The organism is Streptomyces sp. NPDC051913 (assembly GCF_044593635.1).
Classification (GTDB): domain Bacteria; phylum Actinomycetota; class Actinomycetes; order Streptomycetales; family Streptomycetaceae; genus Streptomyces.
On sequence record NZ_JBIUCI010000003.1, the window covers coordinates 151,444 to 174,999 of the forward strand.

A 23,556-nucleotide genomic window follows, 5' to 3' on the forward strand; every position below is an offset into this window, starting at 1 on the left:
GACATCCGAGAGGATCACCTTCAATAACGCATTTGGCCCCACGGACCGAGCATGGACACTGGGCACCCACGCGACGTCGACCCGTCGATTACGGGCCAGCCGCACCAGGTGACGGGCAAAGTTCCCGGCCTGATGGGCAACATATCGAGGACGCTTGGTAACCCGGTGAACATGCCAGCGGCGGTACGAATCCTCGTACCGCCGCAACCCTGTTCGGGATCTTTTACCCGGGCCTCTTACGCGGCCCCGCGTTGCAGCGCCTCGCACACCGCCGTCGACTCGCGCACACCGAGCTCGACCGCCTTGCCGCAGTGGGCGATCCAGGCGGCCATCCCCTCCGGAGTGCCGGAGACATAGCCTTCCAGCGCCGCCAGATAGGCCGCACGGCCCAGTTCGGCGTGGCCGACCTCCGCCGGGCAGACGGACTTGGGGTCGAGACCGCTGCCGATCAGCACGATGCGCTCGGCCGCGCGCGCGACGAGGCCGTTGCGGGAGGTGAAGGGGCGCAGCGCGAGGAGTTCGCCGTGCACGACGGCCGCCGTCACCAGCGCGGGGGCGGAGCTGCCCGCGATGATCAGCTCGGACAGCCCCTCCAGCCGGCCGTTGACCTCCGTGGCGCCGGGCAGCGGCAGTTCGATCAGCGGCTCGTCCACCGGCTCGCCCTCCTGGCGCGGGCGGCCGACCTCGTCGCCGCTGGTCGCCGCGGCCACCAGATGCAGCCGGGCCAGCACCCGCAGCGGCGACTGCCGCCAGATGGAAAGCAGTTGGCCCGCCTCGGCGGTCAGCCTGAGCGCGGCGCCCACCACGCGCGCCTCGTCGTCGCCGCTGAAGTCGGAGCGGCGACGCACCTCTTCGAGAGCCCAGTCGGCGCCGGACAGCGCCGCGGAACCCCGGGCGCCGCGCAGCGCGGCCTCGCCGGTGACCGTGTTGCTGCGGCGGCGCATGATCCGGTGCCCGTAGACCCGGTCCACGGCCTTGCGCACGGACTCCACGGAGTCGGCCACACCGGGCAGCGAGGCCAGGGCCGCGAGCGGGTCGGCGGTCGCACCTGTCGTACTCATGAGTACGACATTACGCAACCACGGCCCGCACCCCACGAAGGAGTGGTCTTCTTCACGCACTCCTGCCACGCACAGCTATCACCCCACTACCCTTCGTGAACATGAAAATTGCTTTCGTCGGGAAGGGCGGCAGCGGGAAGACCACCCTCTCCTCCCTGTTCATCCGCCATCTCGCCGCGACCGGCGCACCGGTCGTCGCCGTCGACGCCGACATCAACCAGCATCTGGGCGCCGCCCTGGGTCTCGACGAGGCGGAGGCCGCCGCACTGCCCGCGATGGGCGAGCGGCTGCCACTGATCAAGGAGTACCTGCGCGGCGGCAACCCGCGGATCGCCTCCGCCGAGACGATGATCAAGACGACCCCGCCCGGCGAGGGCTCCCGTCTGCTGCGGGTGCGCGAGGACAACCCCGTCTACGAGGCCTGTGCCCGGCGGGTGGAACTCGACGGCGACACCGTCCGTTTGATGGTCACCGGCCCCTTCACCGACGCCGACCTGGGGGTCGCCTGCTACCACTCCAAGACCGGAGCGGTGGAGCTGTGCCTGAACCACCTGGTGGACGGTCAGGGCGAGTACGTCGTGGTGGACATGACGGCCGGCTCCGACTCCTTCGCCTCCGGCATGTTCACCCGCTTCGACATCACGTTCCTCGTCGCCGAGCCGACCCGGAAGGGGGTCTCCGTCTATCGCCAGTACAAGGAGTACGCCCGGGACTACGGCGTCGTGCTGAAAGTCGTCGGCAACAAGGTGCAGGGCCAGGACGACCTCGACTTCCTGCGCGCCGAGGTCGGGGACGACCTGCTCGTCACGGTCGGGCACTCGGACTGGGTGCGCGCCATGGAGAAGGGCCGGCCGCCCCGCTTCGCGCTCCTGGAGGACGTCAACCGCCGCGCCCTGCGCCTGCTGCACACGGCCGTCGACGCGACGTACGACCTGCGGGACTGGGAGCGCTACACCCAGCAGATGGTGCACTTCCATCTGAAGAACGCCAGGTCCTGGGGCAACGAGCGCACCGGGGCCGACCTGGCGGCGCAGGTCGACCCCGGTTTCGTCCTCGGCGAGAGCCTGGTGCCGAGCGCCTGACGGCGCCCGACGGCCCGGTGCCCGGCCTCGGAGCCCTTGCTACTGCTTGGCCGCCGGAGCTCCCGGTACGCCCTTCGGGGCCGGGGCCGGGTGGCCCGAGAGGAAGGACGCCCAGCCCTGCTTGGGGGCCTCGCCGACACCGAGGGTCCGCATCTTGGCCAGAGCCTCGGGGTCCTGGGCGTCCAGCCAGTCGGCGAGCTGCCGGAAGGAGACGCAGCGCACGTCGGGCTTGTTGCAGACCTGCTCGACGGTCTCCTCGACGGCACGCATGTAGGTGCCGCCGTTCCAGGACTCGAAGTGGTTGCCGATGATCAGCGGGGCGCGGTTGCCGTCGTAGGCGCGGTGGAAGCCCTTGAGCAGGCCCTCACGCATCTGGTCGCCCCAGAACTCGTACTTGTTCGGGTCGCCCTGGGTGTTGGTGCCGGACTGGTTGACCATGAAGTTGTAGTCCATGGTCAACTGCTCGTAGGAGTGCCCGGGGAACGGCACGAGCTGCATCGACAGATCCCACAGGCCCTCCTTCTTCCGGGGCCAGAGCTGGTCGTTGACGCCGCTGGTGTCGTACCGGAAGCCCAGCTCCCGGGCCGCCTTCATGAAGTTCTTCTGGCCCTCCAGGCAGGGCGTACGGGCGCCGACGAGCTCCTTGTCGTAGTCGAAGGGGAGCGGGGAGGCCTTCTTCATGCCGGTGTTGGTCTTCCAGGACTTCACGAACTGCTTCGCCTGGGCGATCTCGTCCTTCCAGTCCGCGACCGACCACTGGCCCACCCCGCCGTTGCTCCCGCAGAAGTGGCCGTTGAAGTGCGTGCCGATCTCGTTGCCCTCCAGCCACGCGCCGCGCAGCTGCTTCACGGTCTCGGCGATGCCCTCCTCGTCGTTGAAGCCGATGTCGGAGCGGCCCGGGGAGTGCTGCGGCGGCCGGTAGAGGTCCCGCTTCTCCTCCGGCAGCATGTACACGCCGCTGAGGAAGTAGGTCATGGTCGCGTTGTTCGCCTTGGCGACCTTGCGGAAGTGGGAGAACAGCTTCTGGCCGTCCTCGCCCGCGCCGTCCCAGGAGAACACCACGAACTGCGGCGGCTTCTGACCGGACTTCATGCGTTCCGGCCGGGGCAGGTGCGGCTGGGCTCCGGTGTAGGCGGTGGAGCCGTCGCCGATCAGGCGGACCGCTCTCTTGGGGGGTGCCTGGGCCGGCTTGGCCTTCTGCGGGCCCAAGGCCCCTTCCTTGGAACCGTCGGCGCCGATCGCGCAACCGGCGAGCGATGCGGCACAGACCGCGGCGACCACGGCGCCGGCGGCGATCCTCTGGGTGGCGGCCATGTTCCGCCCACCTACTTCCTTCTGTCTCGGGAACTGGGGCCAACGACAGCGCCGCCAAGCTCGCACGTGACCGAGAAGGAATTAGTACGACAAGCCGATCAAATATCCGCACCACTCTGATGGGTGACTTATTAACCCATTTGCCAGGAAAGTCTATGCCTGGCCTTTACTCTGAATTACGATCCGTTTACCGAGCGTTGATTCATCCCGCCGCTGCACGCCGTGACCCACGGCCGCGACCCGACCCCCGCCAGAGCCGGGGGACCACCTGTTCCGCGACCGCGCTGCCCCGGAGGAGACGGGAATTATGTCCGCCTGCGTCCCTACCCGCGCCGCCGACCCGAGTCGGTCCAAGCGCATCCACCGACCCCACAGCCCCCCGCCGTCCGGGCCCCGCCGCTTCCGTGTCGCGGGCGCCGACGTGTCGGCCTCGATCGCGGTCTTCCTGATCGCACTGCCCCTGTCCCTCGGCATCGCCCTCGCCACCGGCGCCCCCCTCCAGGCCGGCCTCGTCGCCGCCGCCGTGGGGGGCCTGGTCGCCGGCCGGCTCGGCGGCTCCCCTCTCCAGGTGAGCGGCCCTGCCGCCGGGCTCACGGTCGTCACCGCCGACCTCATCCACCGCTACGGCTGGCGGACGACCTGCGCCATCACGGTCCTCGCCGGTCTCGCCCAACTGGGCCTCGGTTGCCTGCGCGTGGCGCGCACCGCGCTCGCCGTCAGCCCCGCCATCGTGCACGGCATGCTCGCCGGCATCGGCGTCACCATCGCCGTGGCCCAGCTGCACATCGTCCTCGGCGGCACCCCGCAGAGCTCCGTCCTGGCCAACCTCCGGGCACTGCCAGCCCAGTTGGCAGGCCTCGACCCCGCCGCGGTGTCGGTGAGCGCGCTGACCCTGGCGCTGCTGCTGCTCTGGCCGCGCGTCCCCGGCCGAGCGGGCCGGCTGCTGCGCAGGATCCCGGCCGCGCTCCTCGCCGTCACCGGGGCCAGCTCGGCGGCCGCGCTCCTCGGGCTGACCCTGCCCAAGGTCGACCTGCCGTCCTGGAGCAGCCATGCCCTGGCCGGACTCCCCGAGGGTCCGGTGCTCGGCCTCGTCGCCGCCGTCCTGACGACCACCCTGGTGTGCAGCGTGCAGTCGCTGCTCGGCGCGGTCGCCGTGGACAAGATGGCGGCCCGCCGGCCGGGGCTGACCGCCCGGGTCGGCCGCTCCGACCTGGACCGCGAGCTGTTGGGCCAGGGCGCCGCCAACATCGTCTCCGGCGCGCTCGGTGGGCTCCCGGTCGCCGGGGTCGCCGTGCGGAGTTCGGCGAATGTGAACGCGGGCGCGGTGAGCCGGAACTCCACGATGTTGCACGGCGTTCTCGTAGTGATCGCCGCGCTGCTGATGGTCCCGGTCCTGGAGTTCATCCCGCTCGCCTCGCTCGCCGCCCTGGTGATGGCCGTCGGCATCCAGATGGTGTCCCTGCACCACATCCGTACGGTGACCCGCCACCGAGAGGTCCTGGTGTACGCCGTCACCACCCTCGGCGTGGTGGTCCTCGGCGTCCTGGAGGGCGTGACGCTCGGCATCGCCGTGGCCGTCGCCGTAGCCCTGCACCGCCTCACCCGCACCCGTATCACGCACGAGCACGACGAACAGGAAGGAGTCCATCACGTCCACGTGAGAGGCCAGTTGACGTTTCTCGCGGTGCCCCGGCTCAGCCGCGCCCTGCACCTCGTGCCCCAAGGCGCCTCCGTCGTCGTCGAGTTGGACGGCTCCTTCATGGACCACGCGGCGTTCGAGGCACTGCAGGACTGGCAGCACACCCACACCGCGCAGGGCGGCACCGTCGAGCTCACCGGCCGCCGGGCCGGGGTCCGGATCGCCGAGCCCGGGGAGACCACCGAGCCCGGCCCCCGTTCCGGAGCCCCGCGGGACTCGGCCGATCCCGCCACCAGCGCCGCGGGCTGCCGGTGCAGCCCCTGGACTCCCTGGCGCAACCACCAGTGCGAGGACCCGCGATCCGCGCCGCGGCCCGCCCCGCACGTGGACCGTTCAGAGGGCTCGGGCACGGCGGACGGCACCGGTGCGTCCGGCACGAGCGGCCATGAACTGGCCCGCGGCATCAGCGCGTTCCAGCGTCACACCGCCCCGCTGGTGCGGGGCGAGCTGGCCCGGCTGGCCCGGGAGGGCCAGCGTCCCTCCCAGCTCTTCCTCACCTGCGCCGACTCGCGTCTGGTCACCTCGATGATCACCGCCAGTGGTCCGGGCGACCTGTTCGTGGTGCGCAACGTGGGCAACCTCGTTCCCCTGCCCGGCGAGGAGAGCGGGGACGACTCGGTCGCCGCCGCGATCGAGTACGCGGTGGACGTGCTGAAGGTGCGGTCCATCACGGTGTGCGGCCACTCCGGGTGCGGAGCCATGCAGGCACTGCTCAACTCCGAGCCCGGGGGCGTCCGGACGCCGCTCAAGCGGTGGCTGCGGCACGGGCTGCCGAGCCTGGAGCGCATGGCCGACGACAGCCGCCCGTGGGCGAGGCTCGCCGGCCGGGCACCCGCGGACGCGGTGGAGCAGCTCTGTCTGACCAACGTGGTCCAGCAGTTGGAGCATCTGCGGGCGCATGACTCGGTGGCCAGAGCCCTGCGCGAGCGGGAGCTGGAGCTGCACGGGATGTACTTCCACGTGGGCGAGGCGCAGGCCTATCTGCTCACCGAGGTGTCCGACGCGGGGGTGTTCGACCACGTGACGGGGCATGCGACCGACGCCGAGGCCGCCGAGGAGCTGCCCAGCCCGGCATAGGCCGGGCCCCGCCCGCGCACCCCGTCGGCGTACCTCGCCCGCGCGCCCCGCTCAGCGGAGACCGGATGTCTCCGCCGGGTGGGGTGGGGCGGGGACGGGATTGCACGGGGCGACCTCACCACGGACGAAGACGAGGCCGGTGACCGGCAGGAAGCTCCCGTCGGGTTGGCGCTGCCCCATCTTCTCGAGGACCAGGGAGTCGCCGCGCCGCAGGTCGAACACCCAACCGGGGCTCTCGTCCGAGCGGCTCCGCACCCCCTTCCCGCGGGGCTGGGTGCACTCGTGGCCGTTCGGCACGTCGTCCACGACGATGTGGATGCCGTTCGCCTTCAGGCGTTCGACGAGTCCGTCCGGCAGGGTGCCGCCGAGGCCGAACTCGTTCATGGTGACCGTCAGGGTCCCGTCCGCGTGCGACACCACCGCGTAGGCCGGGCTCTCGGCGGGGGAACCCGGCATCAGCAGCCAGGCGCCCGCGACGGCGGCGCAGGCCAGGCCGACCAGGCCGAGCCTCGGCGCGGTCAGGACCCTGAGGCGCCGGTGCCTCACGGACGTCGGCGCCGTGTCCGTCGTACGGTCGTCCGCGCGCAGGTCGATCTCGCGGCGGAGTTCCGCCAGCAGCCGGTCCTCGAATGTCGTCCTGGTGGTCATGCCTCTCCCCCGGTTCCTCCGGTGACGTACGACAGGGATGTGCCGCGCGGGCCTTCGGCGGGCTCACCCGCCGCCCGGCGCAGCGACTTGCGGGCCCGGTGCAGCCGTACGCGAGCCGTGACCTGGGTGATGCCCAGGGCGGCGGCGGTCTCGGAGACCGTCAGCTGGTCGACCACGATCAGCTCCAGAACGGCTCGCTCCCCCGCGGGGAGCCGTTCCAGCGCGGCGAGGGCGCGGCGGCCCGGGGACTCGGCGTCGAGCTTGTCCTCCAGGCGGGCGATGTCGTCCGGCTCCAGCAGCCGGCGCCCCGAGATCCGCCGGTCGCGGGCCGATTCGCGGGCCATCCTGCGGTACTCCCCCGCGACGACGTTGCGGGCGATGCCGTAGAGCCAGGCCGTCTCGCTGCCCCGGCCCGGGCGGTAGGTGTGGGCCGAGTCCAGGACCGCGAGGAAGGTCTCGGCGGTCAGGTCGGCGACGGTGTGCGGGTCCGCGACACGCCGGGCCACGAATGATGTCACCGCGTCCACATGACGCCGGTAGAACTCCTCGAAGAGTTCAGGGTCCTGGACCGCCGCCTGCGGCCCGCCCCGTATCCCCTGCACGCGTACCCCCTTCATGTCGGTGACGCTGTCACCCGTACTTGGAGCGGAGTGTGAAAGGCGTTACAGGGACTGAACTCTGCCTGGTCGGCGTCCGTGGGTACGGATGACGTCGGCCACCGCGAGAGACGGAAGAAAGCCCGCCCACAGGTCTAAACCAATTTTCCGTCGGCCCTTGTCAGCGCACCCCCTGGTCTGATGAGCTGTGGCCTGGGACACAACGGACACCCTGGGAAAGGGAGATGTCGTGAGCAACGAATCCTTGGCCAACCTGCTCAAGGAAGAGCGCAGGTTCGCGCCACCCGCCGACCTGGCGGCGAACGCCAACGTCACCGCGGAGGCGTACGAACAGGCCAAGGCTGACAGGCTCGGCTTCTGGGCCGAGCAGGCCCGCCGGCTGACCTGGGCCACGGAGCCGACCGAGACACTGGACTGGTCGAACCCGCCGTTCGCCAAGTGGTTCAAGGACGGCGAGCTCAACGTCGCGTACAACTGCGTCGACCGGCATGTGGAGGCGGGGCACGGGGACCGTGTCGCCATCCACTTCGAGGGGGAGCCCGGCGACAGCCGCGCGATCACCTACGCCGAGCTCAAGGACGAGGTCTCCAAGGCCGCGAACGCCCTGCTGGAGCTGGGAGTTCAGAAGGGCGACCGGGTCGCGGTCTACATGCCGATGATCCCGGAGACGGCGATCGCGATGCTCGCCTGCGCCCGGATCGGCGCCGCGCACTCCGTCGTCTTCGGCGGGTTCAGCGCGGACGCGCTCGCGACCCGTATCCAGGACGCCGACGCCAAGGTCGTCATCACCTCCGACGGCGGCTACCGGCGCGGCAAGCCGTCCGCGCTCAAGCCGGCCGTCGACGAGGCCGCCGACAAGGCGGGCAATGTCGAGCACGTGCTCGTCGTACGGCGTACCGGGCAGGAAGTGGCTTGGAACGACAGCCGGGACGTGTGGTGGCACGAGGCCGTCGACCGGCAGTCCGCCGAGCACACCCCCGAGGCCTTCGAGGCCGAGCAGCCGCTCTTCATCCTCTACACCTCGGGGACGACGGGTAAGCCGAAGGGCATCCTGCACACCTCCGGCGGCTATCTCACCCAGGCCGCCTACACCCACCACGCCGTCTTCGACCTCAAGCCGGAGACGGACGTGTACTGGTGCACGGCCGACGTCGGCTGGGTCACCGGGCACTCGTACATCGTCTACGGCCCGCTCGCCAACGGCGCCACCCAGGTCATGTACGAGGGCACGCCGGACACCCCGCACCAGGGCCGGTTCTGGGAGATCGTGCAGAAGTACGGGGTCACCATCCTGTACACGGCGCCGACCGCGATTCGTACGTTCATGAAGTGGGGCGACGACATCCCCGCGAAGTTCGATCTCAGCAGCCTGCGGGTGCTGGGATCGGTGGGCGAGCCGATCAACCCCGAGGCCTGGATCTGGTACCGCAGGCACATCGGTGCCGATCTGACCCCGATCGTGGACACCTGGTGGCAGACCGAGACCGGCGCGATGATGATCTCGCCGCTGCCCGGTGTCACCGAGACCAAGCCCGGCTCGGCCCAGACCCCGCTGCCCGGTATCTCCGCGACCGTCGTCGACGACGAGGCCAACGAGGTGCCCAACGGCGGCGGTGGCTACCTGGTCCTGACCGAGCCGTGGCCGTCGATGCTGCGCACCATCTGGGGCGACGACCAGCGGTTCCTCGACACGTACTGGTCGCGCTTCGAGGGCAAGTACTTCGCCGGTGACGGCGCGAAGAAGGACGACGACGGAGACATCTGGCTGCTCGGCCGGGTGGACGACGTGATGCTCGTGTCCGGGCACAACATCTCCACCACCGAGGTCGAGTCGGCGCTCGTCTCCCACCCGTCCGTCGCCGAGGCGGCCGTCGTCGGTGCCGCCGACGAGACCACCGGGCAGGCCATCGTCGCCTTCGTGATCCTGCGCGGCACGGCGAACGCCGAGGACGAGAACCTCATCGCCGACCTGCGCAACCACGTCGGCGCCACCCTCGGCCCGATCGCCAAGCCCAAGCGCGTCCTGCCGGTGGCCGAGCTGCCGAAGACCCGCTCCGGCAAGATCATGCGCCGACTGCTGCGGGACGTCGCCGAGAACCGTCAGCTCGGTGACGTGACGACCCTGACCGACTCCACGGTCATGGACCTCATCCAGGCGAAGCTCCCGGCCGCGCCCAGCGAGGACTGAGCAGGTCACAGAAGGGGCGCCCGGCGTGAGAACGCGCCGGGCGCCCCTTTTAGGTAAACTAAACAAAACTCACGTGACCCCATAGGTGTGCCGGGAAGTCTGGTCGGCGAGCAGCTCAGCCGTACCCACCGACCGGAGGTCCCCCGCATGGCAGCGCCCCGCTCCACCACCCCCCGCAAGGTCTTCGGACGGCTCTCGCTGCCCGAACACACCTTCGTGGCGGACGCGCTGCGCACCGAGACCGTCGGCGGCGTCCTGCTGCTCGCCGCCGCGATCGCCGCGCTGGTCTGGGCGAACGTACCCGCGCTGCACGACAGCTACGAGAGCGTCAGCCACTCCCACCTGGGCCCCGAGGCCCTCGGTCTGAACCTCTCCGTCGCCCACTGGGCCGCCGACGGGCTCCTCGCGGTCTTCTTCTTCGTCGCCGGCATCGAACTCAAGCGCGAACTGGTCGCCGGTGACCTCAAGGACCCCAGGGCGGCGGCGCTGCCGGTCGTCGCGGCCCTGTGCGGCATGGCCGTACCGGCGCTCGTCTACACCCTGACCAACCTCAGCGGCGGCGGATCGCTCGACGGCTGGGCGGTCCCGACCGCCACGGACATCGCCTTCGCGCTCGCCGTGCTCGCCGTCATCGGCACCTCGCTGCCCAGCGCCCTGCGCGCCTTCCTCCTCACCCTGGCCGTCGTCGACGACCTCTTCGCGATCCTGATCATCGCGGTCTTCTTCACCGCCGAGATCGACTTCGCCGCGCTCGGCGGCGCGCTCGTCGGCCTGGCCGTCTTCTGGCTGCTGCTGCGCCGGGGCGTGCGCGGCTGGTACGTGTACGTCCCGCTCGCCCTGGTGATCTGGGGCCTGATGTACAACAGCGGCGTCCACGCCACCATCGCGGGCGTCGCGATGGGTCTGATGCTGCGCTGCACCACGCGCGAGGGCGAGCAGCACTCGCCCGGCGAGCACATCGAACATCTCGTACGACCCTTCTCGGCGGGCCTGGCCGTGCCGCTGTTCGCCCTGTTCAGCGCCGGTGTCTCGGTCTCCGGCGGCGCCCTGGGCGACGTCTTCACCAAGCCGGAGACGCTCGGCGTCGTCCTCGGGCTCGTCGTCGGCAAGGCGGTCGGCATCTTCGGCGGAACCTGGCTGACGGCACGCTTCACCCGGGCCTCGCTCAGCGACGACCTGGAGTGGGCGGACGTCTTCGCGGTGGCGTCCCTCGCCGGCATCGGCTTCACCGTGTCGCTGCTCATCGGCGAGCTGGCCTTCGACGGGGACGCGGCCCTCACCGACGAGGTCAAGGCGGCCGTGCTGGCCGGCTCGCTGATCGCGGCGACCCTCGCGACCGTGCTGCTGAAGATCCGCAACGCCAAGTACCGGCGGATGGTCGAGGCCGAGGAGCGCGACGACGACCTCGACGGCATCCCCGACATCTACGAGGAGGACGACCCGGCGTACCACCTGCGGATGGCCGCGATCCACGAGGGCAAGGCCGCCGAGCACCGCCGGATCGCGGAACTCAAGGCCGCCGAACGGGCGGGGCTTGCCGAAGTGGCGGGCGGGGCAGGCGAGGAGGACGACCGTCGGGCATGATCTGACGGGACGGTACAAAAGACGAATCCATACGCAGGACGAATCCTTACGCAGGGAGAACGCGATGAGCGCACCCGACGGCAGCCCGGTCGGCGCCGAACGCAGCATCGGCCAGTTGTTCGCCTCGGCGACGACCGAGATGTCCGCGCTGGTGCACGACGAGATCGCACTGGCCAAGGCGCAGCTCAAGCGGGACGTCAAGCGCGGCGCGACGAGCGGCGGCGCGTTCACGGTGGCCGGCGCGGTGCTGGTGTTCTCGCTGCCGATGCTGAACTTCGCGCTGGCGTACGGCATCCGGACCTGGAGCGACTGGAACCTGGCGGTCTGCTTCCTGCTCTCCTTCGCCGCCAACGTGCTCATCGCGGGCCTCCTCGCGCTGATCGGCGTGGTCTTCGCGAAGAAGGCGAAGAAGGGCGGCGGCGCGCAGAAGACCGCGGCGTCGATGAAGGAGACGGCGAGCATCCTGCAGAACGCCAAGCCGCACCCGCGGCCCGAGCTGCCGCAGGACCGTGTCCCGGAGGCCATCGAGGCTGTGGCACGCTCGTCGTCATGAGCGAGCCCGCCACCCCTTCGGCCGAATCGGTAGTACGGCCCGACGTCCTCGGCGACAGACCGCTGACGCACCGGGACGTCGCCGCCAACGGCGCGCGCTTCCACATCGCCGAGATGGGCGACGGCCCGCTGGTGCTGCTGCTGCACGGCTTCCCGCAGTTCTGGTGGACCTGGCGGCATCAGCTGCCCGCGCTCGCCGACGCCGGGTTCCGCGCCGTCGCCATGGACCTCAGGGGCGTCGGCGGCAGCGACCGCACCCCGCGCGGCTACGACCCCGCGAACCTCGCCCTCGACATCACCGGTGTGATCCGCTCCCTCGGCGAGCCGGACGCCGCGCTGGTCGGCCATGACCTGGGCGGATATCTGGCGTGGACGGCGGCGGCGATGCGGCCCAAGCTAGTCCGGCGCCTCGCGGTGGCCTCGATGCCGCATCCGCGGCGCTGGCGCTCGGCGATGCTCTCGGACGTCAAGCAGACCCGCGCCGGGTCCTACGTCTGGGGGTTTCAGCGCCCCTGGATCCCGGAGCGGCAGCTGACCGCGGACGACGGTGCGCTGGTCGCCGAGCTGATCCGGGACTGGTCCGGGCCGAGCCTGCCGGACGACGACGCGGTGGAGACGTACCGGCGCGCGATGTGCATCCCGTCGACCGCGCACTGCTCGATCGAGCCGTACCGGTGGATGGTGCGCTCGCTGGCCCGTCCCGACGGCATCCAGTTCAACCGGCGCATGAAGCGGCCGGTCCGGGTGCCGACCCTGCATCTGCACGGTTCGCTGGATCCGGTGATGCGGACGCGGAGCGCGGCGGGTTCCGGGGAGTACGTCGAAGCGCCGTACCGCTGGCGGCTGTTCGACGGACTGGGGCACTTCCCGCATGAGGAGGATCCGGTCGCTTTCTCCACCGAACTGATCAATTGGCTGAAAGACCCCGAACCCGATCGGTGACCGTCCGAACGCGCCCGGTATCCGGACCTGAACACCTGTCCTACGAACAGCCAAATGCCCGGCGCATAGGCCAATTGGGGGCCCTGGGGGTGGTTATCGACCTTGGGGCAGGGGCAGACGTCGGGGTATGGGCTGGACGCACGACTACAGTGACGCAGCACGCAACCGCCGCTCGGGCCACGGTCTGAGCCCCCACCAGCGAGGAGGAGCCCCGCAGGAGCAGGGCACGGACCTCCGGGTGGGGATCCCGCGCATCCTGCGCCGCCGGGCCCGCTGGGTCTCGGTCCGGCTGCGTCACACCCGAGGCTGAAGCGCCCCGGCTGACGCGGCCTCACACCCTTACACGGTCTCCGGCGACACCCTCACGCGGTCTACAGCGCGCAGCTGTCGCTGTCCACCTGCTCGTTCGCGGTGCGCCCCTTGGTGATGTCCTCCCGGATCTCGTCCGCGGTGAGCGCGTAGCCGGTGTCGGCGTTGTCGAGGGACTTCGCGAAGACCACGCCGTACACCTCTCCTTGGGGGGTGAGCAGCGGGCCGCCGGAGTTGCCCTGACGGACGGTCGCGTAGAGGGAGTACACATCGCGGTGCACGGTGCCGCGGTGGTAGATGTCCGGACCGTTGGCCGGGATCCGGCCGCGCACGCGCGCGGCACGGACGTCGTACGAGCCGTTCTCCGGGAACCCGGCGATGATCGCGTCGTCACCGCTCTCGGCGTCCGTCGCCGTGAACTTCAGCGCGGGCGCCTTCAGTTCGGGTACGTCGAGGACGGCGATGTCGCGCTCCCAGTCGTACAGGACGACCGTGGCGTCGTACTTCTGGCCCTCGCCGCCGATCTGGACGGTGGGTTCGTCGACGCCGCCCACGACATGGGCGTTGGTCATGACGCGGCGCTCGCCGAAGACGAAGCCGGTGCCCTCCAGGACCTTGCCGCAACTCTGGGCGGTGCCCATTACCTTGACGATGGACTGCTTGGCCCTGGCCGTGACCGGGCTGTTCACCAGCTCGGGGTCCGGCGGCTGGACCTCCTTGATCGGCTCGTCGGAGAACGGGCTGAAGACCTGCGGGAAGCCGTTCTGCGCGAGGACCGAGGTGAAGTCCTTGAACCAGGTGTCGGCCGCGTCGGGCAGCGCCTCCGAGACGCCGAGGAGCACCTTGGAGCCACGGACCTCCTTGCCCAGGGTCGGCAGGGTGGTCTGGGCGAGGGCGGAGCCGATGAGCCAGGCCACGAGGAGCATCGCGACCACGTTGACGAGGGCGCCGCCGGTGGCGTCCAGGGCGCGGGCCGGGGACCAGGTGATGTAACGGCGCAGCTTGTTGCCGAGGTGGGTGGTCAGGGCCTGGCCGACGGAGGCGCAGACGATGACGACGACCACGGCCACGACGGCCGCGGTGGTGCTGACCTCGGAGTTGTCCGTGAGGGCGTCCCAGATGACGGGGAGCAGGTATACGGCGACGAGTCCGCCGCCCATGAAGCCGATCACCGACAGGATGCCGACGACGAAGCCCTGGCGATAGCCGACGATCGCGAACCACACGGCGGCGACCAGCAACAGGATGTCCAGCACGTTCACCGGTTCAGGCCTCGCCTCATCACATGACACAGCACGGCAGACACCCTGTCATGACCGCCAGTCGAGCGGGACCTGCTTGTCCCGGTCCCAGGGGCGCTCCCAGCCGGAGTAGTGCAGCAGCCGGTCGATGATTCCGGCCGTGAACCCCCACACCAGGGCCGATTCGACCAGGAATGCCGGACCTCGGTGGCCGCTGGGGTGGACGGTGGTGGCCCGGTTGTCCGGGTCCGTGAGATCCGCCACGGGGACGGTGAAGACGCGGGCCGTCTCGTTGGGGTCGACCACTCCCACCGGGGTGGGCTCGCGCCACCAGCCCAGCACGGAGGTGACCACGAAGCCGCTGACCGGGATGTAGAGCTTGGGCAGCACACCGAAGAGCTGGACGCCGCTCGGGTCGAGCCCGGTCTCCTCCTCGGCCTCGCGGAGAGCGGCACGCAGCGGCCCCTCGGCGAGCGGGTCGCCGTCCTCGGGATCGAGGGCGCCGCCGGGGAAGGACGGCTGTCCGGCATGGGAACGCAGCGAACTGGCCCGCTCCATGAGCAGCAGCTCGGGCCCGCGCTCGCCCTCCCCGAAGAGGATCAGTACGGCGGACTGCCGCCCCGCGCCGTTCGCCGGCGGCAGGAAGCGGCTCAACTGGAGCGGCTCGACCGTCTCGACGGCGTGCACGACCGGGTCCAGCCAGCCGGGGAGGCCGTCCTTGCTCAGCGTCACGCCCGGCGCCTCGTCCGGGCCGCTCGTGTGCCTGCCCTGCGTATTGCTCGTATGCCTCATCGCCACCCCCGTCGTCCTGCCCCGTCCAACGCCCGGCAAGCCGTTGATCGTTCCAGCCGGGCGCCCTGGGATCGGCCCTTAGGTCGTCCCTGGATTCGGCCCTGAGGTCGCCCCTGGGGCCGGACCTGGATTCGGCCCTGAGGTCGTCCCCGAGTTCGATCCCGAGGCCCGCTTCGGGATCGCCCCTGAGGCTGCCACCGGCATCCGCCCCGCGTCCGGGTGCCCGGTCGGCGGCCCGTCATCCGGCCCCCAGCGGCGGTGCCGCCTTGCCGCCCGCGTCCAGGTAGGACTGGGGCGGATTGAGACGCTGGCCCGGGAAGCCGCCCTTCTCGTACTTGAGGAGCTTCTTCGCCTTCTCCGGGTCGGTCTCGCCCTCGCCGAACGCCGGGCAGAGCGGGGCGATGGGGCAGGCGCCGCAGGCGGGTTTGCGGGCGTGGCAGATGCGGCGGCCGTGCCAGATCACGTGGTGGGACAGGTCCGTCCAGTCGCTCTTCGGGAACAGCGCGCCGATCGCGGCCTCGATCTTGTCGGGGTCGGTCTCGTCCGTCCACTGCCAGCGCCGCACCAGCCGCTGGAAGTGCGTGTCCACGGTGATGCCGGGCCGTCCGAAGGCGTTGCCGAGCACGACGAACGCGGTCTTGCGGCCCACGCCGGGCAGCTTGACCAGCTCCTCCAGCTTGCCGGGCACCTCGCCGCCGAACTGCTCCACCAGGGCCTTCGACAGCCCTATGACCGACTTGGTCTTGGCCCGGAAGAACCCGGTCGGCCGCAGAATCTCCTCGACCTCCTCGGGGTTGGCGGCGGCCAGGTCCTCGGGGGTGGGGTACTTGGCGAAGAGCGCGGGGGTCGTCTGATTGACCCTCAGGTCGGTGGTCTGGGCGGACAGGACCGTGGCGACGACGAGCTGGAAGGGGTTGGTGAAGTCCAGTTCGGGGTGGGCGTACGGATAGACCTCGGCGAGTTCGCGGTTGATACGGCGAGCCCGGCGGACGAGGGCGGTGGCCGACTCGTTCGACTTCGCGGACGGCTTCACGGCGACCTTCTTCGCCGGAACGGCCTTCTTCGCGGCGACTTTCTTGGCCGCGACCTTCTTCACCACCACAGGCGCCTTCTTTGTCGCTTTTGCCGCTTTCTTTCCGCCACCGGAGTTCTGTTCGCCCACAGCGGAATCCCGACGTACAACCACCCGTCCAGCCCCCTTGGCCTGTGCTCTCACCGGCGATTTGGACACCCGGCCAGCCTAAAGCCCGGCACCGACAATCGCCCCGGACCCAGAAGATCGGCCCCCGATTGGACCCCTGCCGCTTACCTCAGGACAGGTGTGCGGCATCCTTGTGACAGATCACACTGTTTGGACCGTCCGGCAAAATGGGGAACACGGTCCCCTGGTACCAAGGGGGAGCAAGATCCCCTGAGCAGGTCGACAAGGAGAGAACTCGTGGACGACGTTCTGCGGCGCAACCCGCTCTTCGCGGCGCTCGATGACGAGCAGTCCGCGGAGCTCCGCGCCTCCATGAGTGAGGTGACCCTCGCGCGCGGCGACTCCCTCTTCCACGAGGGCGACCCCGGCGACCGGCTCTATGTCGTCACCGAGGGCAAGGTCAAGCTCCACCGCACCTCCCCCGACGGCCGCGAGAACATGCTCGCCGTCGTGGGCCCCGGTGAGCTGATCGGCGAACTGTCGTTGTTCGACCCGGGCCCGCGTACGGCGACCGCCACCGCGCTGACCGAGGTCAAACTGCTCGGCCTGGGCCATGGCGACCTCCAGCCCTGGCTGAACGTCCGCCCCGAGGTCGCCACGGCGCTGCTGCGCGCCGTCGCCCGCCGCCTGCGCAAGACCAACGACCAGATGTCCGACCTGGTCTTCTCGGACGTCCCCGGTCGTGTCGCCCGCGCGCTCCTGGACCTCTCCCGCCGCTTCGGCGTCCAGTCCGAGGAGGGCATCCACGTCGTCCACGACCTCACGCAGGAGGAGCTTGCCCAGCTGGTCGGCGCGTCCCGCGAGACGGTCAACAAGGCCCTCGCCGACTTCGCCCAGCGCGGCTGGCTGCGCCTGGAGGCGCGTGCGGTGATCCTGCTGGACGTGGAGCGACTGGCCAAGCGTTCGAGGTGACCGTTCCGTGGGCTCCGTCCTGATGTAGTGGGCCCATGTCTGAAAAGGTGCCCTCCAGAGGTCTCGACCCACAGGGCTACATCGCGCGCGAAGGCGCCCTCGCGCGCGTGCCGCACGACTTCCGCCCCGTGGTCGCCGCCGCGCGTGACCGCGTCCTCGACCTCTTCGGGGGCCGGCTGCACAGCGCCTACCTCTACGGCTCGATCCCGCGCGGCACCGCGCGCGTGGGGCGCAGCGACCTGGATCTGCTGATCGCCCTGCGCGAGGAGCCCACGGCGGCCGACCGGGACGCCGTACGGGCACTGGGCGAGGACCTCGACAAGGAACACCCGGCGATCGACGGCGTCGGGACGCTGCTGTACAGCCGCGCGCGGCTGCTGAGCGAGCCGGAGACCTACGACCTGGGCTGGTTCGTGGCCTGTCTGTGCACCCCGCTGCTCGGTGACGACCTCGCCGAGTTCCTGCCGCGTTACCGGCCCGACTCCCTGCTCGCCCGCGAGACCAACGGGGACCTCGCCCTGCTGCTGCCGCGCTGGCGCGCCCGCATCGAGGCCGCCGACGACAGCGAAACGTCCCTGCGGCCGCTCGTGCGCTTCATGTCCCGCCATCTCGTCCGCACCGGCTTCACCCTCGTCATGCCCCGCTGGAACGGCTGGACCAGCGATCTGCGGGAGATGGCGGAGGTGTTCGGCGCGTACTACCCGGAGCGGGCCGAGCAGCTGCGGGCGGCGGCGGTGCGGGGCCACGAGCCCACGGGTGACCGCGCGGTGCTCACGTCGTACGTCGACGACCTCGGGCCCTGGCTGGCGGGGGAATACGCGCGCGTGCACGGCGTGAAGGCGCCCCGCCCCGACGGGCCCTAGCTAGATGAGCCCGTGCTCGTCCAGGTAGTCCATCTGCGCGCGCACCGACAGCTCGGCGGCCGGCCACAGGGAGCGGTCCACGTCGGCGTAGACGTGGGCGACGACCTGGGACGGCGTCAGATAGCCGTCCTCGACCGCCGTCTCCACCTGGGCGAGCCGGTGGGCGCGGTGGGCGAGATAGAACTCCACCGCCCCCTGGGCGTCCTCCAGGACGGGACCGTGGCCCGGCAGGACCGTGTGGACGCCGTCGTCGACCGTGAGGGACCGCAGGCGGCGCAGGGAGTCCAGATAGTCGCCCAGGCGGCCGTCGGGGTGCGCCACGACCGTCGTACCGCGGCCCAGGATGGTGTCGCCCGTCAGGACGGCCTGATCCGCCGGGAGATGGAAGCACAGGGAGTCGGAAGTGTGGCCGGGGGTCGGGACGACCCTCAGCTCCAGGCCGCCGACGGTGACGACGTCCCCGGCCGCCAGCCCCTCGTCGCCCAGCCGCAGCGCCGGGTCCAGCGCACGCACGCGCGTGCCGGTCAGCTCGGCGAAACGGGCGGCGCCCTCGGCGTGGTCCGGGTGACCGTGCGTCAGCAGGGTGAGCGCGACGCGCCGGCCAGCCTTCTCGGTGACGTCGACGACATGGCGCAGGTGGCTCTCGTCCAGCGGTCCGGGGTCGACCACGACGGCCAGTTCGGAGTCGGGCTCGGCGAGGATCCAGGTGTTCGTGCCGTCCAGCGTCATCGCGGACGCGTTGGGCGCGAGGACGTTCACGGCACGCGGGGTGGCGGGACCGGAGAGGGCCCCGCCGCGTGGCTGGCCGGGAAGGGCTGCTGCGTCCGTCATGCGAGCGCTCCTTGGGGCGGCGTCGACCGTACCCTCATGCGAGGGCTCCGTCCGATGGTGTGGACCGGATCGTCATGCGAGGGCTCCGATTGACGGTGTGGACCGGATCGTCATGCCGGGGCTCCACCGGTCGGGATGTGTTTCGTGAACTCCTCGTGCCCCGGCCAGGACAGCACAATCTCCTCGCCGTCCAGCCTGGCCCGCGCCAGGACCGGCGTCAGGTCCCGGTCGGGCGCCGCCGCGAGCGCCTCGGCGGCGGCGGGGTAGGCGATCAGCTGGCGCAACGTCGCGATCGTGGGCGGCATCATCAGCAGCTCGCCCTTGTCGTACGAGGCCGCCGCGTCCGCCGGACGGATCCACACCGTGCGGTCCGCCTCCGTGGACGCGTTGCGCGTGCGCTGGCCGGCCGGGAGGGCGGCGACGAAGAACCAGGTGTCGAAGCGGCGGGACTCGAACTCCGGGGTGATCCAGCGCGTCCACGCCCCGAGCAGGTCCGAGCGCAGGACCAGGCCGCGGCGCTCCAGGAACTCGGCGAAGGACAGGTCCCGCGCGACCAGGGCCGCACGGTCGCTCTCCCAGTCCGCGCCGGTCGTGTCCCCGACCACCGAGTCGGCGGTGGGGCCGGCGAGCAGGACGCCCGCCTCCTCGTACGTCTCGCGGACGGCCGCGCAGACGATCGCCTGGGCCTCCGTCTCGGTCACCGCGAGCCTGCGGGCCCACCACGCGCGCGTGGGGCCCGACCAGCGGATCCCGTGGTCGTCGTCGCGCGGGTCGACGCCGCCGCCCGGATACGCGTACGCGCCTCCGGCGAAGGCCATGGAGGCGCGTCTGCGCAGCATGTGCACGGCGGGGCCGGTGTCGGTGTCCTTGAGGAGCATGACCGTGGCCGCGCGCTTGGGGACGACCGGGGTGAGGGTGCCCTCCGCGAGCGCGCGGATGCGTTCCGGCCAGTCCTGCGGAAACCACTGCCCATTCGCCATGGGCGGAGGCTATCCCGTGGTGCGCGAATGTTCGAGAGGGGCCCTCAGGTGCGGCGATGCCGCTCCAGGGGCCCCAGGAGCCGCTCTACGCCTCCGTGAGCTCCACCTGGACCTCGACCTCCACCGGGGCGTCCAGCGGCAGCACCGCCACGCCCACGGCGCTGCGCGCGTGCACGCCCTTGTCGCCGAGGACCTCGCCGAGCAGCTCGCTCGCGCCGTTGATCACGCCGGGCTGGCCGGTGAAGTCCGCGGCCGAGGCCACGAACCCGACGACCTTCACCACGCGCGCGATCCGGTCCAGGTCACCGGCGACCGACTTGACGGCCGCCAGCGCGTTCAGCGCGCAGACGCGGGCCAGCTCCTTGGCCTCCTCGGCGGTGACCTCCGCCCCGACCTTGCCGGTGACGGGCAGCTTGCCCTCCACCATGGGGAGCTGTCCGGAGGTGTACACGTACACGCCCGAGCGCACGGCCGGCTGGTACGCGGCCAGCGGCGGCACGACCTCGGGCAGCGTCAGACCGAGTTCGGCGAGCTTCGCCTCGACCGCGCTCACGCCTTCTCCCGCTTGAGGTAGGCCACCAGCTGCTCGGGGTTGTTCGGCCCGGGCACGACCTGGACGAGCTCCCAGCCGTCCTCGCCCCAGGTGTCCAGAATCTGCTTCGTGGCGTGTACGAGCAGCGGCACAGTCGCGTATTCCCACTTGGTCATGTGGCCGACTTTAGCCGCTGCCCGCACCCGGCCCCGCGGCCGTGGGCCCCACAGGCTCCGGCCGCCTTATCCACAGCCTGCTGCTTGACGCGCACGCCGAGTGGTTACGCTCGAAGACGTGAGCAGGCTCCAGGTCGTCAGCGGCAAGGGCGGAACCGGTAAGACCACGGTGGCCGCAGCCCTCGCGCTGGCCCTGGCCACCGAGGGGAAGCGCACGCTTCTCGTGGAGGTCGAGGGCCGGCAGGGCATCGCACAGCTCTTCGAGACGGAGGCGTTGCCCTACGAGGAGAGAAAGATCGCGGTCGCACGGGGCGGCGGGGAGGTGTACGCCCTCGCCATCGACCCCGAACTGGCCCTTCTGGACTACCTCCAGATGTTCTACAAACTCGGCGGCGCCGGCCGCGCCCTGAAGAAGCTCGGCGCCATCGACTTCGCCACCACCGTCGCGCCCGGCCTCAGGGACGTGCTCCTGACCGGCAAGGCGTGCGAGGCGGTGCGGCGCAAGGAGAAGTCCGGGCGGTTCGCCTACGACTACGTCGTGATGGACGCGCCGCCCACCGGGCGCATCACGCGCTTCCTGAACGTGAACGACGAGGTCGCGGGCCTCGCCAAGATAGGGCCGATACACAATCAGGCGCAGGCCGTGATGCGGGTGCTGAAGTCGCCGGAGACGGCCGTGCACCTGGTGACGCTGCTGGAGGAGATGCCGGTCCAGGAGACCGCGGACGGCATCGCCGAGCTGCGGGCGGCGAAGCTGCCGGTGGGCCGGGTCATCGTGAACATGGTGCGTCCGGAGGTGTTGGACGCGGCCGAGCTGGAACTCGTACGCGGCACGGCTCGTTCCTCCTTCGCGCAGTCGCTGTCCGCCGCGGGCCTCGGCGGGGCGCGGCGCGGCGGGCATGCCGAGCGGCTGGTGGATCCGCTCCTGGCCCAGGCCGAGGAGTACGGCGCGCGGTACACGCTGGAGCACGAACAGCGCGCGGTCCTCGGCGCGCTGGACCTCCCGCTGCACGAACTGCCGCTGCTCGCCGAGGGCATGGACCTGGCGGGGTTGTACCAACTGGCCACGGAACTGCGGAAGCAGGGGATGTCATGAGCCCGGACGCCGAGCGGCAGCACCGCCTCTCCCCCGCGCGCGTGCTCGATCTCGACCCCCTGCTGGACGACCCGGCGACCCGCATCGTGGTGTGCTGCGGCTCGGGCGGGGTCGGCAAGACCACGACCGCGGCGGCGCTGGGGCTGCGGGCCGCCGAGCGGGGCCGGAAGGTGGTCGTGCTGACCATCGACCCGGCCCGCCGGCTCGCCCAGTCCATGGGCATCGACTCGCTGGACAACACCCCGCGGCGCGTGAAGGGCGTCGAGGGCGACGGCGAGCTGCACGCGATGATGCTCGACATGAAGCGCACCTTCGACGAGATCGTCGAGGCGCACGCGGATCCCGAGCGGGCCTCCGCGATTCTCGGCAATCCCTTCTACCAGTCGCTCTCGGCGGGCTTCGCGGGCACGCAGGAGTACATGGCGATGGAGAAGCTGGGGCAGCTGCGGGCGAAGGACGAGTGGGACCTGATCGTCGTCGACACCCCGCCGTCCCGGTCCGCGCTGGACTTCCTGGACGCGCCCAAGCGGCTCGGGTCCTTCCTCGACGGCAAGCTGATCCGGGTCCTGCTGGCGCCCGCGAAGGTCGGCGGGCGGGCCGGGATGAAGTTCCTGAACGTCGGGATGTCGATGATGACGGGCGCCCTCGGCAAGCTGCTCGGCGGCCAACTGCTCAAGGACGTCCAGACGTTCGTGGCCGCCATGGACTCCATGTTCGGAGGGTTCCGCACGCGCGCGGACGCGACGTACAAACTGCTCCAGGCGCCCGGCACGGCGTTCCTGGTGGTGGCCGCCCCGGAGCGGGACGCGCTGCGGGAGGCCGCCTACTTCGTGGAGCGCCTCGCGGCCGAGGACATGCCCCTCGCGGGGCTGGTGCTCAACCGGGTCCACGGCAGCGGAGCCGCCCGGCTGTCGGCCGAGCGGGCACTCGCCGCCGCGGAAAATCTTGAAGAGTCCCGCATTGTGGATCAGGAGGCCGGGAAAGCTGGAGTTCGTAACTCTCCCGACACAGACGGCAGTTCAGGTTCCCCCACCTCGGACCAGACCGTCGGACAACTCACCGCGGGCCTGCTCCGGCTGCATGCCGAGCGCATGCGGCTGCTCTCCCGCGAGCAGCGCACGCGCGACCGCTTCACCGCGCTCCACCCCGAGGTGGCGGTGACAGAGGTGGCCGCGCTGCCCGGCGACGTCCACGACCTCGCGGGGCTGCGGGACATCGGGGCACGGCTCGCGGCCGCCCGGCCGGAGCTGCCCGAGAGCGCGGAGGAATGACCCGAGGGTGCCCTTGCGGGCCCAGGCCCTGACAGGGGCCCCGACGGGTTACCGAAGAGCCCGATGAGCGGCCCGGAGGTCCTATGGAGGCCCAGGAGCTCGATGGAGGCCCGGGGACCCCGATGGACGGCCCTAAGGCCCCGATGGACGGCCCGAGGGCCCCAATGGGCGGCCCGGGGGCTCAGCCCACCGCCGCGTAGTTCTCGTACACCTCGTCGTCGTCGAGGGGCAGGATGCCGGCCCCTCGTTCGTACTCCGTGCGCGCGGTCTCGAGGAGCCGGCGCCAGGAAGTGACCGTTGGCCGCCTGCGCAGCAGTGCGCGGCGCTCCCGCTCCGTCATGCCTCCCCACACGCCGAACTCGACGCGGTTGTCGAGCGCATCGGCCAGGCACTCGGTCCGCACCGGACATCCGGTGCACACCGCCTTGGCCCTGTTCTGCGCTGCTCCTTGAACGAACAGTTCATCCGGATCGGTAGTGCGGCAGGCCGCCTGCGCACTCCAGTCGGTTACCCAGCCCATACCGGCGCCGTCCTCTCCCGAATCGAGGCTCCCCCACGGCGGCAGCGGCATATTCACCGCCGCCAGTT

At 71.0% G+C, this 23,556-nt stretch carries 23 protein-coding genes; 11 read left to right on the forward strand and 12 right to left on the reverse strand.

The features are described 5' to 3' along the window. Positions 1-236 precede the first annotated feature (236 nt). Entirely contained in the window at positions 237-1,061 is an 825-nt protein-coding gene (locus tag ACIHIX_RS09655) for an oxidoreductase (RefSeq protein ID WP_399952329.1), read from the reverse strand. Positions 1,062-1,162: 101 nt separating this feature from the next. On the opposite strand from ACIHIX_RS09655, the gene ACIHIX_RS09660 reads away from it, so the two are divergent. Beyond that, positions 1,163-2,143, forward strand: a complete 981-nt coding sequence (locus ACIHIX_RS09660; protein ID WP_399952332.1) for an ATP-binding protein — start codon at positions 1,163-1,165, stop codon at positions 2,141-2,143. A 39-nt stretch (positions 2,144-2,182) separates the two neighbouring features. Here ACIHIX_RS09660 and ACIHIX_RS09665 read toward each other — a convergent pair whose 3' ends face one another. Next, positions 2,183-3,457, reverse strand: coding sequence for a hypothetical protein (locus ACIHIX_RS09665; RefSeq protein ID WP_399952335.1), 1,275 nt, complete (start codon positions 3,455-3,457; stop codon positions 2,183-2,185). Between the two features lie 307 nt (positions 3,458-3,764). Here ACIHIX_RS09665 and ACIHIX_RS09670 point away from each other — a divergent pair, with 307 nt between their 5' ends. Continuing rightward, positions 3,765-6,233, forward strand: coding sequence for a bifunctional SulP family inorganic anion transporter/carbonic anhydrase (locus tag ACIHIX_RS09670; RefSeq protein WP_399952337.1), 2,469 nt, complete (start codon positions 3,765-3,767; stop codon positions 6,231-6,233). Between the two features lie 51 nt (positions 6,234-6,284). On the opposite strand, the gene ACIHIX_RS09675 is transcribed toward ACIHIX_RS09670, so the two are convergent. Beyond that, on the reverse strand, positions 6,285-6,881 hold the full coding sequence (locus tag ACIHIX_RS09675) for a hypothetical protein (protein WP_399952340.1): 597 nt from the start codon (positions 6,879-6,881) through the stop codon (positions 6,285-6,287). After that, the gene (locus ACIHIX_RS09680; protein WP_399952342.1) at positions 6,878-7,498 is read right to left on the reverse strand and encodes an RNA polymerase sigma factor; all 621 of its coding nucleotides are present in this window, start codon (positions 7,496-7,498) and stop codon (positions 6,878-6,880) included. Before ACIHIX_RS09680 ends, ACIHIX_RS09675 begins: the two co-directional genes overlap by 4 nt. 229 nt (positions 7,499-7,727) lie before the next feature. Here ACIHIX_RS09680 and acs point away from each other — a divergent pair, with 229 nt between their 5' ends. From acs to ACIHIX_RS09705, 5 genes are all read left to right on the forward strand, one after another. Continuing rightward, complete coding sequence (acs, locus tag ACIHIX_RS09685; protein WP_399952345.1) at positions 7,728-9,686, forward strand: acetate--CoA ligase; 1,959 nt, start codon at positions 7,728-7,730, stop codon at positions 9,684-9,686. A gap of 147 nt (positions 9,687-9,833) precedes the next feature. After that, positions 9,834-11,270: a Na+/H+ antiporter NhaA gene (nhaA, locus tag ACIHIX_RS09690; RefSeq protein ID WP_399952348.1), complete on the forward strand. Its 1,437-nt coding sequence runs from the start codon at positions 9,834-9,836 to the stop codon at positions 11,268-11,270. 64 nt (positions 11,271-11,334) lie between these two features. Next, a complete protein-coding gene (locus ACIHIX_RS09695; protein ID WP_399952351.1) occupies positions 11,335-11,823 on the forward strand; it encodes a phage holin family protein in 489 nt (162 codons plus the stop codon). Further along, the gene (locus tag ACIHIX_RS09700; protein ID WP_399952354.1) at positions 11,820-12,764 is read left to right on the forward strand and encodes an alpha/beta fold hydrolase; all 945 of its coding nucleotides are present in this window, start codon (positions 11,820-11,822) and stop codon (positions 12,762-12,764) included. The genes ACIHIX_RS09695 and ACIHIX_RS09700 overlap by 4 nt, the downstream gene beginning before the upstream one ends. 127 nt (positions 12,765-12,891) lie before the next feature. Next, positions 12,892-13,074, forward strand: coding sequence for a hypothetical protein (locus ACIHIX_RS09705; RefSeq protein WP_228047413.1), 183 nt, complete (start codon positions 12,892-12,894; stop codon positions 13,072-13,074). Between the two features lie 61 nt (positions 13,075-13,135). On the opposite strand, the gene ACIHIX_RS09710 is transcribed toward ACIHIX_RS09705, so the two are convergent. From ACIHIX_RS09710 to nth, 3 genes are all read right to left on the reverse strand, one after another. Further along, on the reverse strand, positions 13,136-14,335 hold the full coding sequence (locus ACIHIX_RS09710; protein ID WP_399952357.1) for a MarP family serine protease: 1,200 nt from the start codon (positions 14,333-14,335) through the stop codon (positions 13,136-13,138). Positions 14,336-14,383: 48 nt separating this feature from the next. Then, the gene (locus ACIHIX_RS09715; protein WP_399952360.1) at positions 14,384-15,106 is read right to left on the reverse strand and encodes an NUDIX hydrolase; all 723 of its coding nucleotides are present in this window, start codon (positions 15,104-15,106) and stop codon (positions 14,384-14,386) included. Between the two features lie 238 nt (positions 15,107-15,344). Beyond that, the gene (gene nth, locus ACIHIX_RS09720) at positions 15,345-16,268 is read right to left on the reverse strand and encodes an endonuclease III (protein ID WP_399952362.1); all 924 of its coding nucleotides are present in this window, start codon (positions 16,266-16,268) and stop codon (positions 15,345-15,347) included. Between the two features lie 276 nt (positions 16,269-16,544). On the opposite strand from nth, the gene ACIHIX_RS09725 reads away from it, so the two are divergent. Next, positions 16,545-17,219, forward strand: coding sequence for a Crp/Fnr family transcriptional regulator (locus ACIHIX_RS09725; RefSeq protein WP_266824125.1), 675 nt, complete (start codon positions 16,545-16,547; stop codon positions 17,217-17,219). A 35-nt stretch (positions 17,220-17,254) separates the two neighbouring features. Beyond that, the gene (locus tag ACIHIX_RS09730; protein ID WP_399952365.1) at positions 17,255-18,082 is read left to right on the forward strand and encodes a nucleotidyltransferase domain-containing protein; all 828 of its coding nucleotides are present in this window, start codon (positions 17,255-17,257) and stop codon (positions 18,080-18,082) included. Here the strand turns inward: ACIHIX_RS09730 and ACIHIX_RS09735 are convergent, their stop codons facing one another. From ACIHIX_RS09735 to ACIHIX_RS09750, 4 genes are all read right to left on the reverse strand, one after another. Beyond that, a complete protein-coding gene (locus ACIHIX_RS09735; RefSeq protein ID WP_399952368.1) occupies positions 18,083-18,913 on the reverse strand; it encodes an MBL fold metallo-hydrolase in 831 nt (276 codons plus the stop codon). Positions 18,914-19,023: 110 nt separating this feature from the next. After that, a complete protein-coding gene (locus tag ACIHIX_RS09740) occupies positions 19,024-19,893 on the reverse strand; it encodes an NUDIX hydrolase (protein ID WP_399952370.1) in 870 nt (289 codons plus the stop codon). An 85-nt stretch (positions 19,894-19,978) separates the two neighbouring features. Then, positions 19,979-20,446 (reverse strand): RidA family protein, encoded by a 468-nt coding sequence (locus tag ACIHIX_RS09745; protein WP_399952373.1) that lies wholly within the window; start codon positions 20,444-20,446, stop codon positions 19,979-19,981. Further along, the gene (locus ACIHIX_RS09750) at positions 20,443-20,601 is read right to left on the reverse strand and encodes a DUF4177 domain-containing protein (protein ID WP_003967454.1); all 159 of its coding nucleotides are present in this window, start codon (positions 20,599-20,601) and stop codon (positions 20,443-20,445) included. Before ACIHIX_RS09750 ends, ACIHIX_RS09745 begins: the two co-directional genes overlap by 4 nt. A gap of 118 nt (positions 20,602-20,719) precedes the next feature. Between ACIHIX_RS09750 and ACIHIX_RS09755 the strand changes: the two genes are divergently transcribed. After that, the gene (locus ACIHIX_RS09755) at positions 20,720-21,697 is read left to right on the forward strand and encodes an ArsA family ATPase (RefSeq protein WP_399952376.1); all 978 of its coding nucleotides are present in this window, start codon (positions 20,720-20,722) and stop codon (positions 21,695-21,697) included. Continuing rightward, positions 21,694-22,968, forward strand: coding sequence for an ArsA family ATPase (locus tag ACIHIX_RS09760; protein ID WP_399952378.1), 1,275 nt, complete (start codon positions 21,694-21,696; stop codon positions 22,966-22,968). Before ACIHIX_RS09755 ends, ACIHIX_RS09760 begins: the two co-directional genes overlap by 4 nt. 181 nt (positions 22,969-23,149) lie before the next feature. On the opposite strand, the gene wblA is transcribed toward ACIHIX_RS09760, so the two are convergent. Continuing rightward, positions 23,150-23,488, reverse strand: coding sequence for a transcriptional regulator WblA (wblA, locus tag ACIHIX_RS09765; RefSeq protein WP_362943536.1), 339 nt, complete (start codon positions 23,486-23,488; stop codon positions 23,150-23,152). Between the last annotated feature and the right edge of the window lie 68 nt (positions 23,489-23,556).